Raw genomic sequence first — 22,236 nt, 5'->3', positions numbered from 1 at the left:
CACCCCGAGACGTTCCATGGATATCCAAGCAATCCGCGCCGACACCCCGCTGACGGCGTCCACCATCTATCTCGATACCGCGGCGGCCTCGCTGCCGCCGGACGTCGTGCTCGACGCGGTGCGCGCGTACCTGCTCGATACCGGCCATGTTGGCATCTACCTGCCGGCCTTCCGCAAGGCAACCTATGCCCGCGTGGAAGCCGCGCGCGCGCAACTCGCCGGTCTGCTGGGCGCGGCTGCCGACGAGATCGCCTTCACCAAGAACGCCACCGAAAGCATCTCCATCGTGGCGCGCGGCATCGCCTGGCAAGCCGGCGACGAAGTGCTGGTGGCCGACACGGAAATGCTCAGCAACCTGCTGCCGTGGAAGCGCCTAGAGCAAACCCACGGCATCGTGGTGAAGATGGTGGCAGCCGATGCGCAAGGCCTGCTGAGCCCCGACAGCTTCGCCGCCGCCGTCACCCCGCGCACGCGCCTGCTGACGTTCTCGCACCTGCCCAACTCCACCGGCGCGGTGCAGCCCGCCGCCGCCCTCTGCGCGGTGGCGCGCGCGCACGGCGTGCTGTCGCTGGTCAATGCCGCGCAAAGCGTGGGCATGCTGCGCTCCGACGTGCAGGCGCTGGATTGCGATCGGGCTTTCTCTACGTACGCCGCGCGTTGATCGAGACCATCGAGCCCGCGCTGGTGGGCTGGTGGAACGGCAGCTATGACCGCGCCACCGGCGCGCTGTCGCTGGTGCCGGGCGCACGCCGGTTTGAAGCCGGCTGCCCGATCGTGCCGGCCATCCTCGGCCTGGGCAGCGCCATCGCCTATGCCGAGCGCATCGGCATCGACGCCATCGAAGCACGCGTGCGCGATCTCACCGCCTACGCCGTGGACAAGCTGTCCGCCGTCGCTGGCTTCGAGCTCTACGGCCCATCCAATGCCGCCGACCGCATCGGTATCGTGCCCTTCAATGTGCGTGGCGTGGACCCGGCGAAGATCGTAGCCGCGCTGGAACAGCAGCAGTGCATCATCGAAGCTGGCAACTTCATGGCCGATGCCATCCTGGCGCGCTACGGCGTGTCCACCATGGCACGCGTCTCGCTGCACTATTTCAATACGCATGAGGAAATCGACCGCGTGGCCGAGCTGATCGCCGCCGCCGTCGCCTGAGCCCGACATCACGACTGAACTACCGGAACCCGACATGAACCAACGCATCTTGCTGATGAGCAGCTCCCGCAAGGACAACCTCGGCTACCTCGAACACGCTGACGCGCAGATCCATACCCTGCTCAAGCACGAGCCGGCGAAGGTCCTCTTCATCCCCTTCGCCGGCGTGACCTTCAGCTTCGATACCTATGAAGGCATGGTCAAGCCGGTGTTCGAGCGCCTGGGCTACGCGCTGGCGTCCATCCACCACAGCGCCGACCCGCGCCGCGCCGTGGACGAGGCCGAGGCCATCGCGGTTGGCGGCGGCAACACGTTCGCCCTGCTCAAGCGCATGTACGACGCCAATCTCGTCGACGCGATCCGCGCCAAGGTGCGGGCCGGCACGCCGTACGTGGGCTGGAGCGCCGGCAGCAACGTGGCCTGCCCGACCATCCGCACCACCAACGACATGCCCATCGTGCAGCCGCCCTCGCTGCGCGCGCTGCGCCTGGTGCCGTTCCAGATCAACCCGCACTTCATCAGCGGCAAGCCCGCCGGCCATAACGGCGAAAGCCGCGAAGAGCGCCTGGCGGAGTTCCTGCGCATCAATGCACCGGAACAGGTCTTCGCGCTGCCGGAAGGCTCCGCGCTGTTCTCCGACGGCAGCAACGGCACGGTGCTGGGCGAGCGCCACGCGCTGCACTTCACGGCCGAGGGACAGGTAGAGACCTTGCGCGAGGGCGAGACCTTCCCCTTGTCGCGTATCACCGGGCCGGCCGGCATGGACGGCTGGCCAGACTTCCGGGCCTGATTTCCGGGCCCGTTTTTTCGGGCCTCATCCCCGGCGCCTCGCGGCGCTGAACCACCCACGCCATACCCCGACGCAGGGCGAAAGACCCCTGCGCGGGCCCCCTATTGCCCTTGGAGGAGGAAACACCATGACTAACAAACACTGGCTTGGCGCACTCGCATTGAGCCTGCCCGCCGTCGCAATGGCGCAGGGCGGCGTCACGCTGTACGGCGTGATCGACACCGCGCTCACCTACCAGACCCATTCGGACCCCAACGGCAGCGCGCTGGTTGGCCTGCAACAGGGTGGCGAAGGCTTCCTGTCCGGCAGCCGCTTCGGCCTGAGGGGCAGCGAAGACCTGGGCGGCGACCTGTCGGCGGGCTTCGTGCTGGAAAACGGCTTGCTGGCGGACACCGGCAAGCTCGACCAGCAGGGCCAGCTGTTCGGCCGCCAGGCCTATGTGCGGCTTGGCAGCAAGCGCTACGGCGACGTCGCGCTGGGCCGGCAATACACCACGGCCAACACCATGCTGTACTACGTGGACCCGCTCGGCGTCGGCGCCGCGCCGTCCAATGCGTGGATGGTCTTCCTGACCGGCCAGCGCTACGACAATGCGATCAGCTACACCGGCAACTACGGCCCGGTGGCACTGATTGCCGAGTACGCGCTGGGCGAGACCGCGGGCAAAGGCTCTGCGATGTCGTCGATCTCGCTGGGCGTGAAGTACGCCTCGGGCCCGCTCGTGGCGGTGGGCGACTTCCAGCAAACCCGCGACAGCATGAGCCGCGCCGCTCGCATCTACCTGGCCGGGCTGAAAGCCTCGGTGGGCCGCGCGAGCCTGTTCGCCAACTATATCTACAGCGATCGCGACGCGGGCTTCGACTCGTCCAAGGGCGGCACCGATACCGCCACAATCACCAGCATGTCGACCGCCGCCACGGCCACCAACCGCGCCGCGTTCAACTCGGTGTTCGGCAGCAGCCGGCGCGACGACTTCTTCACCGTGGGTGCCAACTACACGGTCACCCCCGCCGTCACGCTGACCGCCAGCGTGATGCACGACCGCACCCGCGCCGACGCCTTCAGCGGCAACCGCACCACGGCCTACGGCGTGGCGGACTACGCCTTGAGCAAGCGCACCGACCTCTACCTGGCGCTGGCGTACGACTGGGTGCACGGCGACTGGTCCGGCCTGTTCGGCAACGCAACGACCAACTGGACCGGCGACAGCGGCAAGAAGCTGGACGGTCGCAACAACCAGACCACGGTGATGCTGGGCATGCGCCATTTGTTTTGAAGGTACGGCAGGCCAACGCGGATTGGAATGACGGCGGCATATCGGTCGCCCGCCCTCTCACGCAGCCCCTCTCCCGCAAGCGGGAGAGGGGAGCAAACCAGCGGCAAGATCAACCAACTGTGGTAGCCGTGTTTCCCGCCCGAAGGGGCGGCAAACACCCAAGCGCGATGCGAAGCGAGCCGGGGTGGTGAAACTGCCTTTGACTCTAAGCCTTTGACCTTAGGCCTTTGAAGTTGGCCTTGAAGTTGACTTTGAAGTTGACTTTGAAGTTGACTTTGAAATTGGCTTCAACCCAACCCATGCAAGGAAAACCCATGACCCTGCAACAAACCCTGGTCATCCACGAAGCCCTGGACAACCCCAACGCCAACGGCGCAGTTGTCCGCGAACTGTTCGATGCCTACACCGCCGCCGGCGTAACGGTGGAAGTTGCCACCATCAACAACGCCCCGCCCGAACCCACCGCCAACACCACCGACTTCATCACCATCGTCATCCCCGGCAGCCAAGGCAAGCGCGGCGGCGGCAAAGCCCCCACGCTAGGCGTGATCGGCCGCAATGGCGCCATCGGCGCGCGCCCGGAGCTGGTGGGCCTGGTGTCCGACGCGGACGGCCCGATCGGCAGCCTGGCCGTGGCGCTCAAGCTGGCGCAGATGAAGCACAAGGGCGACCACCTGGCCGGCGACGTCATCGTGACCACGCACTTGTCCACCAATGTGTCGATGCAGCCCCACGATCCGGTGCCCTTCATGGGCATGCCGGTGTCGTCCGACACCATGAACGACTACCAGGTGCTGCCGGAGATGGATGCGATCCTGTCGCTCGATGCCTCCAAGGGCAACAGCATCATCAAGCACCGCGGCTTTGCGATCTCGCCCACGGCCATGCAGGGCTACATCCTGCGCGTGAGCCCGGACCTGGTGGCGACGATGGAATCCACCACCGGTTGCCCGGCAGTGACCTTCCCGATCTCGCAGCAGGACATCACGCCCTATCACAACGGCCTGTACCACTTCAACAGCATCATGCAGCCGCATGTGGCCACCGCCGCCCCGGTGGTAGGCGTGGCGCTGACGGCGCAGTCGGTGGTCTCGGGCAGCGCCACCAGCGCCAACCACGAGATCGACATTGCCGAAGCCGTGCGCTTCTGCGTGGAAGTGGCCAAGCGCTTCGGCGCGGGCAAGTGCCAGTTCTTCAACGTGGAGGAATGGGGCAAGATCCGCGCGATCTATCCCGACATGACAGGTTTCCAGCGCGCCGGCACGGCGCACTGAAACGAGGCGCGGCGGTGCCCGGACGTGCGGCAAGCCACACGCGGGCATTTTCAGCGGGCGCGCTTCGGTGTATGGTTGCGCTCCTGACGCAGTCGCCGCCTTAGCGGCTATTCTTGCAACATGCTCCGCCTGAACGACACCGACGGCCCCACGCTGTCCCGCTGCCTGTCCACCCTCGCCGCCTGCGCCGCGCTTGCAGCGCTGCCTGGCTGCGAACGCAATGAACCAGCTCCGGCCGCCCCGGCCACATCCGCATCCGCCGCTGCCGCATCGGATGCGCGGGCGGCGCGCTCCGACGACGCCACCCCGCCGGACGACGCGCCCAGCTTTGCGCCCGCGCCGCTGGCCCGCCCGCTGGTGGCCCTGCGCGGGCTGACCAGCATGGCGGACGTGCAGGCCGCGTGGGGCAAGCCGCCGGACATCACGCCCAACCAGGATGAATGCGGTACGGCGCTCGACGAAGAGCACCTGATGGACTACCACTACCCCGATGCGCTGATCGAAGTGGGCCGCAGCGGCGACGCCGTGATCCGCGCGCTGCACGGCATCCCGGCCGGGCTGACGCTCAAGCTGGAAAGCCAGGACGTTACCGCGGCCTCCACGCTGACGCAGCTCAACGCGGCTCTGCGCAAGAACCCGCGCTGGAAGATGGCGGAAGCACCGAGCAAGGTACGCAGCCCGTCCGACCGCGACGAAGGCGACCCGCTCGAACAACTCGCGGCTACGCCTACTGGGTCGGCTGCTGATCCCGCGCAGGCTACGCGGGGCGCAAGGCTCAGCGCGCCGCGCCGGGGCCGCTTGCGTGTGGCGTGAGCGCCACCACAGCCACGTCGCCGCCAGCCGGCGGCGGTTCGCCATGCAGGCGCTTCCATTCATCGAAGCCACCGGCCAGCGCCCAGGTATTAGCGTAGCCGGCCGCCTTCAGGCGCTCCGCCAGCACCGCCGCCGACACCTCATGCGGGCAAGCGCAGTAGACCACGATGTCGATGCTGGTCGGATGCTCGGAGAGTAGTTCCAGCGGCGCGTTCAGATCTATGGTCATGGCCCCGGGGATCCGCTCCACCGCGTCGCTGCGCACATCGAGCACCAGCGGAAAGCGATCGCCGAGCCGGCGCGCCTCCAGCTCGCCCACCGACATGCGTGGCACGCGCCGGGTGCGGCGCAACAGGCGCACACGCCGCCAGAACTTCCACGCGACGAAGGCGGCGAACGCACCCAGCACGACCATGACGGCCATCGGGCCATAGGTGCTGAAGGCATTCAGGATGACTTCGACAAAATCGGTGAACACCACGCCGATCAGCAGCGCGCCGCCGGCCCACACCAGTGCCCCGATGGCGTCGTAGAACAGGAACACCAGGAATGGCGTGGACGTCATGCCAGCCATGGCGGTGGACAGCGCGCCAGCGCCCGGCAGCAGCTTGGCGAACACCAGCGAACGCGGGCCCACGCGCAGGTACAGTGACTGGGTCTGGCGAATACAGGTATCGGGCGAGATGGAAACCCGGCAGATGGTGCGCAACATGGGTTGCCCGAGCCGCTTGCCGGCGAAGTACCAGGCCGTGTCGGCAATCAGGCAGGCCAGGATAACGGCCGCCAGCACGGCTCCCAGCGCCGGGCCGCCCTCGCGCATGCCGAGCGCGCCGGCAACGAACAGCATGGGTACGGCCGGCACCGGCAGTCCGGCCTGCTCGGCCAGCACGTTGAGAAACACGAGCATCACGCCGTGGCTCTCCAGCAAGGACTGCAATTCACCCACACCGATCTCCCGCACTGTTGCCGTTTTCAACCCGTCAAGGTAATCGGCGCGACCGAAGGTGCTCGCGCCGACGGGTATAGGCAGTAGTGTGCCACCAAGGTGGCGCGGCGTAGTGCGTTGTCTTGTATGCGAACTTCAAAAACCCTGAACGAAGCGGCCGCGGGCGATCCACGCCGGCTATTCACGCCTTTCGCGCCGGCCTTTCGCGCCGATAGTCAGGCGTGCGCTCCGTCCTGGTACGTGTCGAACTGACGCGCCGGGTCCGCCGAGGGGCCGCTGCGGTCCATGCCGGCCAGCTTCTGCGCGCCGTCCGAGAACGGATCCGGCTTGCGCAGGCGGCTGGCGTCCGCGCCCGTTGCAGGAACGGCGGCCGGATCCAGGCGTGCGCCATCGCTATAGACATCGAAACGCATCGCATGGAAGACGTAGCCATAACGGTCCCCCGACACGGCACTGTCCTTGGGGCCGCAGGCGTGCGCCGGAACCGCCGTGGCGGCAATGCCGGCAAGTGCGGCCGAAGTCATCAACAACTTGAAGAAATGGCGGGTCATGGCAATCTCCTTCTGGGCGATCGGCGGATCGCGACTGGCTTGCTGGGGAGCAGCGCCCTGCGCTGGTCCGGCCACACGTGAATCGCGCGGTTAAACCAGATACGCTGCAAATCGCGGCGTGGATGCACCTGGATGCTGGATGCTGGATGCTTGCGAGCCGCGCGCAAAGACCGCACTGGGCTCAGGGTTGCATGGCCGCGGCCTCGCAGGTCACTCGCCGCATTGCCGTGGCGACCGCGGCATCCACCTCCGCCTCGGCCTGCGCGATCGAGGCGGCCAGCCGCTCGCCACCGAACTCGTCGTACTCGATAGCGACCTCCACCGTGTCATCGATGCCGATATAGCCAAACGCCGCACGCAGCGCCGGGCCGACATGGTCGAGCCGGGCCAGGCGGTCGCCGTAGCCATGATCTCCACGCGCTGTCAGCAACACCAGTTGCTTGCCGCGCCCCGCCAGCATCGGCCAGTAAGGCTCGCCCGCGCGTTCCCTGTCAAAGCCGAAGGTCTTGCCCACGCGCACGATATTGTCGATATACGCCTTGAGTTGCGCCGGAACGCCAAAGTTGTACATCGGCACGCCAATCACCAGCACGTCGGCGCGCTCGATTTCCGCGACCAGTCGATCGCTTTCGGCCAGCACCGCATCCATCCACCGCTCGCGCCGCGCGGGCGGCGTGAAGGCGCTGCGAATCCAGTCAGCGTTGACGGGCGCGGGCGGTTGCTGGCCTACGTCGCGGTAAGCCACGATGTCCGCGGGACGCGCCGCTTGCCAGCGGCTGACAAAGCGGTGCGAGAGACGGCGCGTGTGGGAGCCGTGGGCGTCGGCGCCGGAGCGTCCCGGGCGGGCACTGGCGTCGATATGCAGGAGGTAAGCCATGTCGTTCTCATTGCGGTTGGTCATGCCTGAGCCGTTCTCATGGCTCAGCACACGCGGTTAAGGGTGATGGCAATGTAGACTCGCCATGACACCCTCACAACCGATCCTTTCTCTGCCTCATGGCTGAAAATACCTCATCCGAAACCACCCCCCGCCGCCTGCCGCCGCTCGCCGCGCTGCGCGCTTTCGAGGCCACCGCGCGGCACCTGAGCGTCAAGCACGCCGCCCAGGAGCTGTCGGTCACGCCGACGGCGGTGAGCCATCAGCTGCGGCGGCTGGAGCAAGTGCTTGGCGTGACACTGTTCGAGCGCCTGCCGCGCCGGCTGGTGCTGAGCGCGCATGGCGCGGCGCTATACCCCGGCACGCGCGACGGCTTCGACGCGCTGGAGCAAGCCGTGGCCAGGCTGCGCGCGCCGCCATCGCGCAAGACGCTCACGGTTTCGGCCACGCCGGCCTTCGCCGCGCGCTGGCTGCTGCCGCGCGCGCCGGGGCTGCGGGCGGTGGCGCCGGAGTTCGACCTGCATGTGCATGCCTCGCTGGATGCCGTGGACCTGCATGCGGGCCAGGCCGACGCCGCCATCCGCTACGGCAGCGGCAAATGGCGCGCGCTTGACGCCGAGCTGCTATGGCGCGAGCGCTTTGCGCCGGTGTGCAGCCCGCTGCTGGGCGTGAAGAGCGCCGCGGGGCTGCGCCGCCAGACCTTGCTGCACCACCAGTGGCGCAGCCACGCGCGCCGCCCCGTGACCTGGGCGCTATGGCAGCGGGAGGCCGGGCTGGACCGGCTCGACGTGGCCAGCGGCCCCGTCTTCTCAGACGAGACCCACGCCATCCTGGCGGCGCTTGGCGGCCAGGGCGTGGCCTTGCTGAGCCTGACACTGGTGGCGGAAGAATTGCGCAGCGGCGCGCTGGTGCAGCCCTGCGGGCCGGTCATCGAGGGCGCCGGCTATTACCTGGTCTACCCGGCACACCGGCGCGACGACGACGCGGTGCGCGCCGTGCGCGCGTGGATCGGCCCGCAGGCGGATAACACAATGTGCTGAGCCGCGGGCTCGATCCGCGTTGTTGCTGATTGCTGATTGCTGATTCCGCCGGCAAGCGGGCATGATGGCGGCTACCGATCCCGGAGCTCCGCGCATGCATGCCCAACCTGACTCGCAACACCAAGACAAAGACCAGTTGATCCAGCGCTTCGGCCTGCAGCCGCATCCGGAAGGCGGCTACTACCGCGAGACCCATCGCGACACGGTGAGGGTATCGCGTGAAGGTGCCGGCACGCTCGCCACGCATGCGGCCTCCACCGCGATCTACTACCTGCTGTGCGACAGCGCTTACTCCGCCTGGCACCGCATCCGCTCCGACGAGGTGTGGCACTTCTACGCGGGCTGCCCGCTCAACGTGCACGTGCTGGAGCAAGACGGCGGCCTCACCACGCACCGGCTGGGCAACGCGCTAGCCGGTTGCGACGCGGTCTTTCAGGCAGTGGTCAGGGCGGGGTGCTGGTTCGCCGCAGAGCGCAGCGATCCGGATGGCTTCTCGCTGGTGGGCTGCACCGTGGCGCCCGGCTTCGCGTTCAGCGAGTTCGAGCTGGCCGACGCCGACATCCTGCTGGCATCGCACCCGCGCCATGCCGCGCTGATCGCGCGGCTCGCCCCTGCGCCACAACGTTAATACGCCAATACGCTAAAACTGCAGACCGCCCAAACCCCTTCCCGACTTTTCCCCTTTCCGAGGTCCCTGTCATGAAATGGTTGTCCGTTGCCGCTGTGGCGCTGGTAGCGCTGGAACATGTCTACATCATGGTGCTCGAGATGTTCCTGTGGGATAAGCCCAAGGGCATGCGGGCCTTCGGGCTGACGCATGAGTTCGCCGTCGCCACCAAAGCGCTGGCTGCCAACCAGGGCCTGTACAACGGTTTTCTCGCGGCCGGCCTGCTGTGGGGCCTGGTCACCGCCGCACTGCCGGTGCAGTTGTTCTTCCTGTGCTGCGTGCTGGTGGCCGGCATCTTCGGCGCCTGCACGGCCAGCAGCAAGATCCTGTGGGTGCAGGGCCTGCCAGCGGCGATCGCCATCGCGCTGGTGCTGCTGGCCTGAGGCGCCCCGCAGGCCTGGCGTCGCACTAGCTGCGCAGGGCGTCGGCCATGGCGCGCAGCGCCAGTGTGTAGCCGGCAACGCCAAGCCCGCAGATCACGCCGGTGGCCGCGCGCGAGATCTGCGAATGGCGATGGGTCTCCTCGCGCGCATGGATGTTGGTGATGTGCAGCTCGATCACCGGACGCTGGATCAGCTTGACGGCATCCAGCACGGGGATCGAGGCGAAGGAAAAGCCGGCCGGATTGATGATCACGCCCGCGCCCTTCTCAAACGCTTCCTGCAGCCAGTCGACCATTGTGGCTTCGCTGTTGGTCTGGCGAAAGTCGCACGCGATCCGCAGTTCATCCGCCAGCACCGCAACCCGCTGCTGGACCTCGGCAAGCGTGGTCGTGCCATACAGATGCGGCTCGCGCTTGCCCAGCATGTTGAGGTTGGAGCCGTTCAGGACATAGACGAGTTCGGTCATGATTTGTGGCGCGCGGCAATGTGCCGCGCGCTGAATGAGTTGATGGGATTTGCAAGGCTAGTGAGATTTGCGGGTGCCGATCGGCATGAACCGAGCGCCGTCGGCGATGACGCCGGGCGCATCGGTACGGTTCATGTCGATGCCGCGCGTTTCGGGCGCCGTCAGGATCATGGCCAGCGAGATCAGGTTGAACACGGCGCAGACGGCAACCACGCCCCACGGCGAGCCGTTGCAGACCTGCAGCAGCCACACGGCGACCACCGGCATCGGGCCGCCGGCAATCAGGTTTGCGCCGGTGTACGCAAGCGCCGATCCCGAATAGCGGACATTGGTCGGAAACGCTTCGGCGAAGGCGACCGGCTGGATGCCGCTCTGGAACTGGGTGAAGCCCAGGAACAGGCCCATGATGGCGAGCATCGGCAGGAAGCTCTTGGTGTCAAGGATCTGGAAGTAGACGAACAGGATCAGCAGCGTCGCGATGGAACCGATGGCCAGCGCCTTCTTGCGGCCAATCTTGTCGCTAAGCATGCCACCCGCCAGCGCGCCGGCAATCGCGCAGACATTGGCGCCCATCAGCAGCAGGAAGCCGGTCTGCTTCGGCACTTCGAGCGTCTTGGTGATGTAGCTCTGCCGCCTGCGCCACCTGGCTCTTGCGCAGCGCGACGAATGCCGGCGTTTCGTTGACCTTCAGGCGGATATAGATGCCGACGATCACCAGGATGAAGCTCAGCAGGAACGGCACCCTCCAGCCGTAGGCATCGAACGATTCCGCCGACATCGTGGAGGCAAGCAGCAACAGCGCGCCATTGGCGAGTATCTGGCTCAGCGGAGAGCAAAGGCCCAGCAACCCGGAGTACTTGCCGCGCCGGTCCGGGCTGGCGTGCTCGATGGCCATGAGTTGCGCGCCGGTCGATTCGCCCCCGAGCGCGAAGCCCTGCAGGATGCGCAACAGCACCAGCAACACTGGCGCCCAGACACCGATCTGCGCGTACGTGGGAAGCAAGCCCATCAGCACGGAAGACAGCCCCATGATCGTGACCGTGCCCAGCAGCAGGTTGCGGCGCCCGAGCTTGTCGCCAAGGTGGCCGCAGATGATGGCACCGAGGGGCCGCGCCGCCAGGCCAACGCCGAAGGTGGCCAGCGATGCCAGCAGCGCGGAGGTTGGCTCCATGGCCGGGAAAAACAGCTTGGGCAGGATTGTGGCCGCCAACGCCCCGTAAAGCGTAAAGTCGAACCACTCTAGTGCAGTGCCGATGGTGGCGGCCGCCACGGCGCGCGTGCGCATCGCGGCATCGGCCGGGCGTAGTGTCTCTTCAATCATCTTGTCTCCTGGCATTCTCTTCCGGGGAAGGGTAGGCATCGCCGCCCTTCCGTTGTCCGTTGAAGCCGTCCAACGCTCTCGCGCGTCTGCCTTCGTGCCGGTTGGATCGGTGAAAGCATGCTAGCAAGGGTTCGTGAATACCATTCCAATCTTGACGAATTGAAATTCGTATTGGATAGTCATGAACTATATTGGCATCAGCAGGGAGTTCGCCATGTCAGGCGTACTACGCACACTAGGCATCCTCGAATACCTCTGCACGCAGGTCGAGGCCGTGCCGCTCGCCGCCATCGCCGACGATCTCGACATCCCGCGCAGTGCGTGCCACCGCCTGCTGGTCGACCTCAAGAATGCGGGCTATGTACGCCAGTTGCGGGAACACGGCGACTACATCCTGACCACCAAGCTGGTGGGGATGGGCCTGGGCTTTCTAGCAACTTCGGGCATCGTGGACATCGCGCAGACTAGGCTGGACCGGCTGGCGGATACATCAGGCGAGCTGGTGCGCCTGGCCATTGTCGACGGGGATCGCCTGACCTGGGTGGCCAAGGCGCAAGGCGCGCTGCGCGGGCTGCGCTATGACCCCGACATGGGCATGGACACGATTCTTTCGTGCAGCGCGACGGGACACGCCTGGATGCAGACCATGACGGACGAACGCGCCCTGGAGCTGGTATCGCGGCAAGGCTTCGGGCAACCGAATCAGTACGGCCCCAATGCGCCCACCACCATCAAGGCCCTGCTGGGCTTCATTCACCGGGCGCGCGAGCGCGGCTATGCCACGATCAATGAAGTCTTTGCGCCGGCCATGACGGCGATGGCCGCCCCCGTGCAGCGCCGTGGGGGCTATCCGGCAATCGGCGTGATCAGCATTGCGGGCCCGCTCAGCCGGCTGACCGAGCAGCGCATGAAGGAGCTGGGCCCGGCGCTGCTTGCCGCCGCCACCGAACTGGCGCTGGCGAGCTCGGCCTCGGCGCTGTTCAACCGCGCTGTGTAAGCGTTCCGCTTAGTCGTTCTGTTTTGCGTTCTGTTTTGCGTTCTGTTTTGCGCGCAGTCCAGGCGCGGTTCCTGGCCGCTCAGCGCGGCTTGCTGTATTCGTTCTCGATCCAGTCGGCGGCGCTGGCCTTGCTCAGCTTGAAGCCGGCCGACACGCGCACCTGCGCCAGTTCGTCGCCGTTCTCGTCGGTGGCGCTCAGCACCGCGTAGGGATTGTCTTCGTCGGGAACGATGTCGAGGGTCACACTGATGCGCGCGGTGTCCGTGTCGACGATCACGCTCTTGTGCAGCATGGCGTGCAGTTGCTGCTCATGCCGGCGCAGCACTTCGGAGGCGGTCTTGACCAGCGTCGAGAAGGCGTTGGTGTCCAGCGGCTTGGGGTTCTTCTTGTCGCGGCCCATGGTCCAGGGGCCAACCAGGGCGGGTTCGGGCTCGCCATCCTTGATCATGGCAACGGCCCAGCCGTCGTCGTCCTCGTTCTTGATCACGCGGGCGGTCCAGCCGTCGGCACGCCACAGGCGCGGCTCCTGGATCTTTTCTGCGTTGTCCACGGCGGCGTCCTGGTCGTCGGCTTCGGGGGAGAGTTCGGGCTGTTGGGTCATGGCTGGCTTCAATTCGGGGCTGCGCGGTGGGCTGCGGGCGCTGGCCGGGCCCGCAGCGCGATGCTTGGGCGGGGGCGGACCGGGACGGCGGCGACATCAAGGGCGCGATTTTACCCGCCTCGCCACAGCGGGGGGCGCCAGGCGCCGCGCGCGCCTGGCGGCCGAGACATGGCGTGACAATAATCCCCTCGGAAGTTGTATTTAATGTCTGACGGCGACGTCCTATGCTGGGCTTGTCGCCGAGACCCCCGTCTTGATGACACACCCTTCCAGTCGCCGCACCTTTGAGACGGCGACGTTTTTTTTGCCGGCCGGCCCGGTACCCGCACCAAAACGGGGATCGGGCGAAAGAAAAGCGCTGGCCCGGGGAGCCCAGCCGGTTTAAGATGCGCGATTATCGAACAACCCGCGCGCACTCGCCCACATGGACGCCCCCATTCCCAGCAGCCCTGGCCAGGCAACGGCCGCCACTGTCCGCGTCGCCCGCCCTCAGGCCGACCTTCTCAACAGTTTTGCCGGCGACCCGAATTTCATGCTGTCGCTGGCGCGCGGCTTGAGCGTGCTTGAGGCCTTCTCCGAGCGTAAGCGCCCGCTCACCATCTCCCAGGTGGCGCAGCGCACCCAGCTCTCGCGCGCATCGGTACGGCGCTGCCTGTACACGCTGGAGCAGCTCGGCTACGTGAGCCAGCAGGGCGGCCAGTTCGCGCTGCGCCCGCGCGTGCTGCACCTGGGCCATGCGTATTTCTCGTCTACGTCACTGGTGTCGCTGGCCCAGCCGATCCTCGACGCGCTCAGCACGCGCATCCAGCAAACCTCGGCGCTGGCCATCCTGGACGACACTGACATCCTTTACCTGGTGCGCTCGGAGGTGCAGCGGGTGCTCACTTATTCGCTCGGCATGGGCAGCCGGCTGCCGGCGTACTGCACGTCGATTGGCCGCATGCTGCTGGCCCACCTGGCCGAGCCAGCGCTGGAAGACTTCTTCGATCACGTCGAGCTGCGCCCGCGCACGTTGCAGACCAAGATCTCGCGGCCCGAGCTGGAGGCGAGCTTTGCGCATGCGCGCGAGCTGGACTATGTGCTGCAGCGTCATGGCGGGCATCAGCGTCAGCGTGCGCGCGGCGCAGGTATCGGAAGCGGAGATGATCTCGCGCCTGCTGCCGCCGATGCGCGAAGCGGCCACGGCCATCGGCAAGCTGATCGCCGCCTGAACCGCCTGAAACCAAGACCCGGCAAGGAACCGTAAATCCATGGCGCAGAAGACCGTCAACCCGCTGGCAGGCAAAGGCATGCGCTTTGTCCGGCGGGTCTACGCCATGCGCGCCATCGGACTGGCGATCGGGTTCTTTGCGGTGGGGCAGCCATGCTGGACGCGGGCGCGCCGCACTGGCTGCTGATGCTGGTCTTCCTGCACGGCCTTGTCTGGCCGCACGTGGCGTCCTGGCGGTCGCGCCGCAGCGCGGGTTGAGCGCCGCGCAGCGGCTCGATGCACGGCACGCAATCCGTGACGGCGTCGCCAGCGGGCTCGGGTGCAAAGAGAAAGACGGGAAGGAGGCCGGCCGCCAGGGCCGGCTCGTGCCGCATTGGGCGGCGCTGGCGCTTAGCCGCGGCTGGCCAATTCCAGCGCGAACACCAGGCGCTGCAGGAAATTCTCCATGCGGCCGTCAAGGTTGGAGAATGCACAGCCGAAATGGTGGATGGCGCTGTCATCGCGCCCGGCCAGCCAGTGGCCCACCACTTGCAGGCTGAGTTCCAGCTTGCCCAGCGTACCAAAATCCAGATGCACGCCGGAGATGGTGGTGCCCACCGGCAACTGCGTGGCGTCCACGGACTTGGAGCGCAACCCGACGCCCGAGAGCGAGAGATCTGCAATGTCGAGCTTGAGCACGTTGCCGTCGCTCATCTTGATGGCGCAGACATAGCCCTTGGTGACCAGCGTGCGCGCGCGGAAATGACGGCGGCGCTGGAAGTGGTAGAGCTTCTCCGGAAACGGCGCGGCAAACGCCGGGCCACCCTGGAACTGGGTGATTTCGGGCGTGCCGATCATGAAGTTCACGGGCACCCCGCGCAGCGACGCCGAGAAGGCATTCTCGTTGGACGCCAGCAGCGCCTGCCGCTCGGGCTCGGTGGAACACCAGTCGAAGACAAAGGTGCGGCTCGCAGGATCCGTATGCAGCACGGTCGTGACCATCTCGTGGGCCGTACGGGCGCGCACGTTCAGGATGCACTTCTGCCAGGCGAGGTCGCGCAGCACGGTGCCGATCTGCGAGGAATGGGTAAGGCGATAGCGGTCGTCTGGCAACGCGCCGGCGTCAAGCTCGGATTGCTCCGGGGAATCTTGGAGACTCATGAAAATCACGCAAACGTCTGAGAGAGGCCGGCGTCGCGCCAGACTGGCTTGCGACGGGGGAATTCGGGCTGCCCGCATACCCGGGTGCACGCGGGGGGCGAGCGGCTTGCGCCGCATGTTAAGCGCGACGCCTGCCGCTGCGCAAGCTCTTGCTTGAACAACGGCGAAGTGTGGCAAAACTTGAGCCAGACTTCCGTGGGGTAGCCCGCCGGGGCGGGTTTACGCCTCATGTGCCGTCTTCGCGCCCACGCCGTTTTTCTGCTCCCTTGGCCCCATGTGCTGGATGTGGCGATGCGGCCACCCGGGCCGGATCCGCGCCGAGCGATGCTTGCGCCTCCTGGCACAGCCAGTCCCTTACCGCGCGACGCCGCGCATCGTGCTCGAACGCCACTGGCGAGAGCAACTGATAGCACGATCCGTCGCGCACGAAGCCTCGCGGCGCGGCGATGCGGCCGTCGGCGATCTCGTCGGCCACCATCAGGCGCGACGCGATCGCGCACCCAAGCCCGGCCGCCGCAGCCTGGATGGTCAGGTAGAAATGCTCGTACCAGGCATCGGCGCCAAAGCGCTGCGCACCGCCGGCGGCCTTGGCCCAGCGCTGCCAGGCATCCGGGCGCGAGCGCGTGTGCAGCCGGTGGGACGACGCCCCGAGGGTGGCCCCGGCGCGGCAAACCACGCCCACCCACTCCTCGGCAACTTCATGGGCATGCAGTTCCGGCCCCACATGAAAATCGTTGCGGCGCAGCGCAAGGTCCACGCCGCTGCGCGCGAAGTCCACCGGGCCGCCGGCGGCCATCAGGTGCAGCGTCACCTCCGGATGCGCCTCGGTGAACCGCGGCAGGCGGGGAATCAGCCAGCGCATGGCGATGGTGGGCTCGCACGATAGGACCAGCGCCTTGGGCTGGGCGTGCGCGCGGATGCGCTGCGCAGCCGCGTCCAGCACTTCCAGCGACTGGGTGGCGGCGGCATGCAGGGTGCGCCCCGCCTCGGTCAGGAAGACGGCCCGGTTGCGGCGTTCGAACAGCGCCACGCCGAGCGCTTCCTCCAACTGGCGAATCTGGCGGCTGACCGCGCCGTGGGTCAGGTGCAGTTCGTCCGCAGCCCGCATGAAACTCTGGTGCCGCGCTGCGGCCTCGAAGAAACGGATCCCGCCCAGCCAGTGCATGCTTGCCTTGATATGTCAGTTTTTCTCATGGATTTTCGCAAGTATAAATCGGTTGTGGGGCCACACAACAACTCCGAGAATGCCTGGAACCCCGCCTTCCATCCCGTCAAGGATCCTCACACAAATGCACCCTCTCACCGAATTGCTGGCCGTCGCCACCATTACCGTGCTGGCCGTGATCAGCCCAGGCCCCGACTTCGCCATGGTGATGCGCAACAGCTTCATGCATGGCCGCAAGGCCGGGCTGCTGTGCGCGCTGGGCATCGCCCTTGGCGTGCAGGTGCACGTTTTCTACACGATGTTTGGCGTGGCGTTGTTGATGGAGCACGCGCACAAGCTGTTGACGGTGGTGAAGCTGCTCGGCGCCGCCTACCTGGTCTGGATCGGCATCCAGACCTTGCGCAAGCGCGCGCCGGACCGGAACGCGCCGCCGTTCGGCGCGGATGCGGGCACACCTGCGTTGACAGCGCTCGGCGCGCTCAAGATGGGCTTTCTCACCAATGCGCTCAATCCCAAGACCACGTTGTTCGTGGTCAGTACCTATACGCAGGTGGTGAATGCGCAAACGCCGCTGGCAGTGCAATTTGGCTACGGCCTGTTCATGTCGCTGGCGCACCTGGCTTGGTTCGGGCTGATTGCGTGCTGCGTCAGCACGCCCGCGCTGCGCGTCGCGATGCTGCGGCGCCAGTCATTGCTGGATCGGGTGATTGGCTCGGTGTTGCTGGCGTTGGGAGTGGCGCTTGGCGTGGGCAACCTGGCATGAAGCGGGCATGAAGCTGGCAGTTGCCGGCGGCATCAGCCTGGCCCCGGATCCAGCCCATACCTCCCGCATCCACCAAGAGCCCGCGCCAACGCCGCGCGCAAGCCGTCCAGCGCCGCATTGGGCGCCACCCCCACCCACAGCACACTGGCACGCCGGCCGCGAAAATAGCCGGCCTCTTTCACCGTGAGCGCGAAGGACTTGCCTGATACGCCCCCAAGCACTTGCTCGATGCATGCCGCCGTGGCGTCATCCTGCTCGCCGAGGAAGTGCAGCGTGAGATGGACCTGATGCGGCGTCGCCGCCCGGATGCCCCCCACGCGCGGCACGCGAGCCAGCAACGCCGCCGCCAGCGCTTGCGGAACCTCAATCGCCACGAACAAACGTGCCATCGGTCTCACCTCCCGTGACGGCCCGGCGCGGGTGGTCAAACGCAGCGGCGCGAGGCCGCTAACTCAAAAGACTAACGCCGACTGACGCAGTATAGGCAGTGCCATCGCCGCGGCCGTGCCTTCGAGCCGGAGCAGCGCGCGCTTGCGGTCGGTGCCGCCGGCATAGCCGGTGAGCTCGCCGCTGGCGCCCAGCACGCGATGGCAAGGCACGATCACCGACAAAGGGTTGCGCCCCACCGCCCCGCCGATCGCGCGCGCATGGGTGGGTGCGAAGCCCAGCCCGGCGCCCAGTTCGCCATATGACGTGGTCGCGCCGAACGGGATCTCGCACAGTGCCTGCCAGACCGCGTGCTGGAACGGGCTGCCGCCCAGCACCATGGGGACCGTGAAGGCTTGCAGGCGCTCGGCGAAGTAGTCGGCCAGTTCATCAGCGGCCTGCTCGAAGACGGGCTTCGCGGCCGCGGGCACGTTCTTGTCCGGCGTGGCCGCCGCCGGGTAGTACTTCTGCCCGGAGAAGAACAGCCCGCTCAAGCGCGCGCCGTCGACGCGCAGCAGCACTTCGCCCAGTGGGCTGGCGACGATGCGGTATGCAATCATGGTGTGTCCCTTGTCTTGTCGTCTCGTTCCGGCTTGTCCGGCTTGTCCGCTTTGTGTTCTTCGTGGCGCCGCCACAGGTGGATGGCGGCGTAGGCGCGCCACGGCGCCCACTGCGCGACATGCTGGTTCATGCCTCGCACGGTAGCGACGCCGAGCACCTTGCGCAAGACGTAGTCGGTGCCGGGGAAGGCATCCGGCCAGCCGAGCGCGCGCATGGCCACGTATTGCGCGGTCCAGTCGCCCACGCCTTCGACCTCGCGCAGACGTGCCATGGTGTCTTCCGGCGCGGCGTTGGGCTCGAGCTTGAGCTCGCCCGCCGCCACGCGGGCAGCGATGGCATGGATGGCCCGGCCCTTGCCCAGCGGAATGCCGATCTCGCGCAGTGCCTCGGGCGGCACGGCAACAAGCGCGGCCGCGTCCGGGAACGTAAAGCGCAGCGCCGGCGTGGGCTGCGCCAGCGGCAAACCGTGGCGCTCGGCCAGCCGCCCCAGCAGCGTGCGGGCGTGCTTCACCGAGATCACCTGGCCCACCACCGCGCGCACGGCAATCTCGAAGCCATCCACCGCGCCTGGCAAGCGCATGCCGGGTGCTTCGGCGGCCAGCGGGCCCAGATGCTGGTCGACCACATCAGGCCGGCAGCCCAGGTCGCACAGCCGCCGCACGCGGCCCAGCGCTTGTGGAATCACGTGCGCCAGCGAGCCAGACAAAGTCACCTTGATGACGTGGCGGCGCGCTACATGCTCCAGCCGCAGCCAGCCCAGATGCGTGCGGCCGCCGCTGTCGATCGCCAGCGTGCGCGCGTAGGTGCCATCGCCAAGCTGCTCGATGCCTTCCACCGCGCGCACGCCCAGGAATTGCAGGAATGCGGCCCACGCCATCGGCGGGCGGTAGCCCAGTTCGAACACCAGCTCGTCGGCCACGTTGTCGGCCGCGCGCTTGCGCATCGCCATGGGCGTCAGCCCGTAGCGCGTCTTGAGCACATCGTTGAAACGGCGCACGCTGCCAAAGCCGGCTGCGTGCGCCACGTCGGTGACAGTCAGCCCGGTATCGGTCAGCAGGCGCTTGGCCAGCAGCAAACGCTGGGTCTGCGCGTACTCCAGCACCGAGACGCCGAACTGCGCGTCGAACAGCCGGCGCAGGTGGCGCTCGGTGATGCCGATGCGCGCGGCCAGACCGGCGACGCCGGCATCGGCCATGAAACCCTCGTCGATCAGCGTGGCCGCGGCCTGGGCCAGGCGCCCCGACAGGTCGGCCAGCCCGTGTCCCGGTGCCAGCTCGCCCGGTGCCAGCTCGGGCCGGCAGCGCAAGCAAGGCCGGAAGCCTTGCTTCTCCGCCGCGGCGGCGGTGTCGTAGAAGGTGCAGTTCTCGCGCTTGGGCGTGCGCACCGCGCAGATCGGCCGACAGTAGACCCCGGTGGACGACACGCCCACGAAGAAGCGCCCGTCGAAGCGGCGGTCGTGCGAGGCCACGGCCTTGTAGCAGGTGTCCGGATCGAGTTTCATAGCCCGCATGCTACTCCGTTGTGCGGTCGGAACTAGCTGGATTCGGACATTTGCCTGGAGGACAGTGGATTGACCTGGTGCGGCTTGAGCGAGGTGGATTGGGCGTGCGGTGGCGCTGGCTGGAAGGGGCGCGGCCCAGTGGAAAGAAAGGCGAGCCTACCTGCCCCGGCAACTACAGCGTTGCCCCATAGCGCGTTGCATATTCCCAGCCCAGTTCTGCAAGCGGCTTTGCCTTGCTGCCGGTTTCCAACGCATCCGCCGCTGCCGCATTGCCGCCTTCCGCACGCCGCGCAATACCGTTCATGATGGCGGCCAGCCTGAAGAAGTTATAGGCGAGGTAGAAGTCCCAATGTTCCATCTCCTGCATGCCGTTGGCATTGCCATACCATCGAATGTAGGTGGCCTCGTCCGGAATGCCCAGGTCGTGCAGGTCCAACCCGCCAATGCCGCGCCAGAGTGATGCCGGGATATGCCAGCCCATGCACTGGTAGGCAAGGTCGGCCACCGGATGGCCTAGCGTCGATAATTCCCAATCCAGGACGCCAAGCACGCGCGGCTCGGTTGGATGAAAGAGCAGGTTGTCCATGCGGAAGTCGCCGTGGACAAGGCTGGTCTGGTGTTCTGGCGGAAGATGGCGAGGAAGCCAATCCGCCAGGGCTGCCAGCGCAGTATTGCCGTGGGTACCGGCTTCTTCGCACTGGCGCGACCAGCGGCTCACTTGCCGTGCGATGTAGTTTCCGCTTTTTCCATAGTCGGCGAGACCTATCTTTTGATAGTCCACCCGATGCAATGCCGCTATCACGCGGTTCATTTCCCGGTAGATCGCCGTGCGTTCCCCACGCGTCAGGCCGGGCAGCGACTGGTCGAACATCACCCTGCCTTGCAGGAATTCCATGACGTAGAAGGGGCTGCCCAGGATCGACGTATCCTCGCTGTAGAGGAACAGTCGCGGGACGGGTACTTCGCTTTCCCGCAGTGCATGCATCACGCGATATTCGCGGTCAATGGCATGGGCAGACGACAACAGCTTGCCGGGCGGTTTGGTGCGCAGTACATATTGCTGCCCTTCGCACCAGATCCGATAGGTGGGATTGGACTGGCCGCCGGCCAGCCGTTGCGCCCTGAGCGAGGGCCACTCGATCAGGCCCTGCCCGTGCAGCAAGGCTGCCAGCCTGGTGCAATCCAGATCCAGCGGGTGTTCATCCGCCGGGGCGGTCTCGCGTTGCGCGCTGGCATGCGTCATCGTGTCTGTCTCCCTGTGCCCCGATCCGCTTCGGGATCCCTTCGATTGCTTGTGTCGTTCGCTTCGAGCTAAAGCGTGCTGACCATGTGCCCGCCATCCACCGGCAATACGGCGCCAGTGATGTAGTCCGAAGCGTTCGATGCCAGCAGGAGCAGCGCGCCGTCGAGTTGCTCCGGCTGCCCAAGCCGGCGTTGCGGGATCCGTTTGACCAGTGCCTGGCCGCTATCGGTCTCGAAAAAACTCCGGTTGATATCGGTCTCAAAATACCCCGGTGCCAGCGCATTGACGCGGATGCCATAACGCGCCCATTCCAGCGCGAGCGACCGCGTCAGGTGAATCAGTCCAGCCTTGGCCGCGGTATAGGCGGGCACTTGCTGGGCAACGCGCAGGCCGAGGATCGAGGCGATGTTGACGATGCTGCCGCCTTTGCCGCCATCGCGCATCCTCTGCGCCGCATGCTGTGCCACCCGCCACGCGCCGCTCAGATTGGTGTCGATCACGCTCTGCCATTCGTCCTCCGCCACCTCGATGGCGGGACGCGTGACAGCAATGCCTGCGCTGTTGACCACGATGTTGACCGTGCCCAACGCGCTGGCCGCCGCCGCGAAAGCCGACGCCACCGAGGCCGGGTCCCTGACGTCGAGCGAAACCACGCAGCCTTCTGCGCCTTCCTCGCGAAGCGCGGCAAGCAAGGCCTCGCCTTCGCCGACACGCCGTCCGGCTAGTGCAACCCGGCATCCGGCACGTGCAAGGGTCAGGGCGAAGTGCCGGCCCAGGCCGCCGAATGCGCCGGTCACCAGAGCTACCTTGCCTTCGAGGTCAGCAAACGGGTTAAGGGCGGGATGTGCTCTCATTCAAAATCTCCTTGGATTGCCAGTGCGGATACCGGTCTTGCCCGGCCACGTGTCGCCAATGGGCTCGGGCGGCGAGCCAAAGCTGCCTCAGGCCGCCTTGCCCATGTCTTCGACTACCTTCTTGGCGTCGCCGAACACCATCATGGTCTTGTCCATGTAGAACAGTTCGTTGTCCAGGCCCGCGTAGCCTGCCGCCATCGAACGCTTGTTCACGAT

General features: G+C 66.7%; 24 protein-coding genes and 3 pseudogenes. 13 read left to right on the top strand and 14 right to left on the bottom strand.

What is annotated here, in order from left to right; genetic code table 11:
- The first annotated feature begins 16 nt into the window (after positions 1-16).
- From OR16_RS25650 to OR16_RS25630, 5 genes and pseudogenes are all read left to right on the top strand, one after another.
- Positions 17-1,155: pseudogene (locus OR16_RS25650) on the top strand (aminotransferase class V-fold PLP-dependent enzyme).
- Positions 1,156-1,189: 34 nt separating this feature from the next.
- Complete coding sequence (gene pepE / locus OR16_RS25645; RefSeq protein ID WP_006161194.1) at positions 1,190-1,945, top strand: dipeptidase PepE; 756 nt, start codon at positions 1,190-1,192, stop codon at positions 1,943-1,945.
- A gap of 127 nt (positions 1,946-2,072) precedes the next feature.
- Positions 2,073-3,221: a porin gene (locus OR16_RS25640; RefSeq protein ID WP_006161193.1), complete on the top strand. Its 1,149-nt coding sequence runs from the start codon at positions 2,073-2,075 to the stop codon at positions 3,219-3,221.
- Positions 3,222-3,535: 314 nt separating this feature from the next.
- Positions 3,536-4,495 carry a DUF1177 domain-containing protein gene (locus tag OR16_RS25635; protein WP_006161189.1) on the top strand — a complete coding sequence of 320 codons (960 nt, stop codon included), beginning with the start codon at positions 3,536-3,538 and terminating at the stop codon, positions 4,493-4,495.
- Positions 4,496-4,615: 120 nt separating this feature from the next.
- Complete coding sequence (locus OR16_RS25630; protein WP_006161187.1) at positions 4,616-5,308, top strand: hypothetical protein; 693 nt, start codon at positions 4,616-4,618, stop codon at positions 5,306-5,308.
- Here the strand turns inward: OR16_RS25630 and OR16_RS25625 are convergent.
- The 3 genes from OR16_RS25625 to OR16_RS25615 all read right to left on the bottom strand — a co-directional run bounded on the left by OR16_RS25625 (position 5,271) and on the right by OR16_RS25615 (position 7,706).
- Positions 5,271-6,254 carry a VTT domain-containing protein gene (locus OR16_RS25625; protein ID WP_006161185.1) on the bottom strand — a complete coding sequence of 328 codons (984 nt, stop codon included), beginning with the start codon at positions 6,252-6,254 and terminating at the stop codon, positions 5,271-5,273. The genes OR16_RS25630 and OR16_RS25625 overlap by 38 nt on opposite strands.
- 215 nt (positions 6,255-6,469) lie before the next feature.
- On the bottom strand, positions 6,470-6,805 hold the full coding sequence (locus OR16_RS25620) for a hypothetical protein (protein ID WP_006161184.1): 336 nt from the start codon (positions 6,803-6,805) through the stop codon (positions 6,470-6,472).
- Positions 6,806-6,986: 181 nt separating this feature from the next.
- Complete coding sequence (locus OR16_RS25615; protein WP_006161183.1) at positions 6,987-7,706, bottom strand: FMN-dependent NADH-azoreductase; 720 nt, start codon at positions 7,704-7,706, stop codon at positions 6,987-6,989.
- 95 nt (positions 7,707-7,801) lie between these two features.
- Between OR16_RS25615 and OR16_RS25610 the strand changes: the two genes are divergently transcribed.
- The 3 genes from OR16_RS25610 (at position 7,802) to OR16_RS25600 (ending at position 9,772) form a co-directional block, all read left to right on the top strand.
- Positions 7,802-8,722, top strand: coding sequence for a LysR substrate-binding domain-containing protein (locus OR16_RS25610; protein WP_006161182.1), 921 nt, complete (start codon positions 7,802-7,804; stop codon positions 8,720-8,722).
- A gap of 94 nt (positions 8,723-8,816) precedes the next feature.
- On the top strand, positions 8,817-9,350 hold the full coding sequence (locus OR16_RS25605) for a cupin domain-containing protein (protein ID WP_006161181.1): 534 nt from the start codon (positions 8,817-8,819) through the stop codon (positions 9,348-9,350).
- Positions 9,351-9,421: 71 nt separating this feature from the next.
- Positions 9,422-9,772, top strand: a complete 351-nt coding sequence (locus OR16_RS25600; RefSeq protein WP_006161180.1) for a DUF1304 domain-containing protein — start codon at positions 9,422-9,424, stop codon at positions 9,770-9,772.
- 25 nt (positions 9,773-9,797) lie between these two features.
- Here the strand turns inward: OR16_RS25600 and OR16_RS25595 are convergent, their stop codons facing one another.
- Positions 9,798-10,238, bottom strand: coding sequence for a type II 3-dehydroquinate dehydratase (locus OR16_RS25595; RefSeq protein WP_006161178.1), 441 nt, complete (start codon positions 10,236-10,238; stop codon positions 9,798-9,800).
- A 57-nt stretch (positions 10,239-10,295) separates the two neighbouring features.
- Positions 10,296-11,523 (bottom strand): annotated as a pseudogene (locus OR16_RS25590) (MFS transporter).
- A gap of 250 nt (positions 11,524-11,773) precedes the next feature.
- Here OR16_RS25590 and OR16_RS25585 point away from each other — a divergent pair.
- On the top strand, positions 11,774-12,556 hold the full coding sequence (locus tag OR16_RS25585) for an IclR family transcriptional regulator (protein WP_043421089.1): 783 nt from the start codon (positions 11,774-11,776) through the stop codon (positions 12,554-12,556).
- Between the two features lie 79 nt (positions 12,557-12,635).
- On the opposite strand, the gene OR16_RS25580 is transcribed toward OR16_RS25585, so the two are convergent.
- Complete coding sequence (locus OR16_RS25580; protein WP_006161174.1) at positions 12,636-13,157, bottom strand: hypothetical protein; 522 nt, start codon at positions 13,155-13,157, stop codon at positions 12,636-12,638.
- Positions 13,158-13,581: 424 nt separating this feature from the next.
- Between OR16_RS25580 and OR16_RS25575 the strand changes: the two are divergent.
- The 3 genes and pseudogenes from OR16_RS25575 (at position 13,582) to OR16_RS48405 (ending at position 14,625) form a co-directional block, all read left to right on the top strand.
- A pseudogene (locus OR16_RS25575) lies at positions 13,582-14,368 on the top strand (IclR family transcriptional regulator domain-containing protein).
- A gap of 39 nt (positions 14,369-14,407) precedes the next feature.
- Positions 14,408-14,554 (top strand): hypothetical protein, encoded by a 147-nt coding sequence (locus tag OR16_RS44650; RefSeq protein ID WP_192816460.1) that lies wholly within the window; start codon positions 14,408-14,410, stop codon positions 14,552-14,554.
- Positions 14,521-14,625 carry an MASE2 domain-containing protein gene (locus OR16_RS48405; protein ID WP_141639913.1) on the top strand — a complete coding sequence of 35 codons (105 nt, stop codon included), beginning with the start codon at positions 14,521-14,523 and terminating at the stop codon, positions 14,623-14,625. Before OR16_RS44650 ends, OR16_RS48405 begins: the two co-directional genes overlap by 34 nt.
- Positions 14,626-14,757: 132 nt before the next feature.
- Here OR16_RS48405 and OR16_RS25570 read toward each other — a convergent pair whose 3' ends face one another.
- Complete coding sequence (locus OR16_RS25570) at positions 14,758-15,507, bottom strand: flagellar brake protein (RefSeq protein WP_043421077.1); 750 nt, start codon at positions 15,505-15,507, stop codon at positions 14,758-14,760.
- 226 nt (positions 15,508-15,733) lie between these two features.
- Complete coding sequence (locus tag OR16_RS25565) at positions 15,734-16,672, bottom strand: LysR substrate-binding domain-containing protein (protein WP_006161170.1); 939 nt, start codon at positions 16,670-16,672, stop codon at positions 15,734-15,736.
- A gap of 124 nt (positions 16,673-16,796) precedes the next feature.
- On the opposite strand from OR16_RS25565, the gene OR16_RS25560 reads away from it, so the two are divergent.
- Positions 16,797-17,435, top strand: coding sequence for a LysE family translocator (locus OR16_RS25560; RefSeq protein WP_006161169.1), 639 nt, complete (start codon positions 16,797-16,799; stop codon positions 17,433-17,435).
- A gap of 32 nt (positions 17,436-17,467) precedes the next feature.
- Here OR16_RS25560 and thpR read toward each other — a convergent pair whose 3' ends face one another.
- The 6 genes from thpR to OR16_RS41815 all read right to left on the bottom strand — a co-directional run.
- On the bottom strand, positions 17,468-17,824 hold the full coding sequence (gene thpR, locus OR16_RS25555) for an RNA 2',3'-cyclic phosphodiesterase (protein ID WP_006161167.1): 357 nt from the start codon (positions 17,822-17,824) through the stop codon (positions 17,468-17,470).
- 63 nt (positions 17,825-17,887) lie between these two features.
- Positions 17,888-18,421, bottom strand: coding sequence for a methylated-DNA--[protein]-cysteine S-methyltransferase (locus OR16_RS25550; RefSeq protein ID WP_006161164.1), 534 nt, complete (start codon positions 18,419-18,421; stop codon positions 17,888-17,890).
- Positions 18,418-19,923 (bottom strand): DNA-3-methyladenine glycosylase 2 family protein, encoded by a 1,506-nt coding sequence (locus OR16_RS25545; RefSeq protein WP_006161162.1) that lies wholly within the window; start codon positions 19,921-19,923, stop codon positions 18,418-18,420. The genes OR16_RS25550 and OR16_RS25545 overlap by 4 nt, the downstream gene beginning before the upstream one ends.
- A gap of 172 nt (positions 19,924-20,095) precedes the next feature.
- Positions 20,096-21,166 carry a phosphotransferase family protein gene (locus OR16_RS25540; protein ID WP_006161160.1) on the bottom strand — a complete coding sequence of 357 codons (1,071 nt, stop codon included), beginning with the start codon at positions 21,164-21,166 and terminating at the stop codon, positions 20,096-20,098.
- A gap of 68 nt (positions 21,167-21,234) precedes the next feature.
- Entirely contained in the window at positions 21,235-22,020 is a 786-nt protein-coding gene (locus OR16_RS25535; RefSeq protein WP_006161159.1) for an SDR family NAD(P)-dependent oxidoreductase, read from the bottom strand.
- A gap of 87 nt (positions 22,021-22,107) precedes the next feature.
- The coding region (locus OR16_RS41815; RefSeq protein ID WP_006157437.1) for an NAD(P)(+) transhydrogenase (Re/Si-specific) subunit beta at positions 22,108-22,236 on the bottom strand (129 nt) is incomplete at its 5' end.

Source organism: Cupriavidus basilensis OR16 (assembly GCF_000243095.1).
Lineage (GTDB): Bacteria > Pseudomonadota > Gammaproteobacteria > Burkholderiales > Burkholderiaceae > Cupriavidus > Cupriavidus basilensis_D.
Note: the sequence above shows the minus strand (reverse complement) of the source record. Positions and strands in the feature narration are given on the sequence as shown.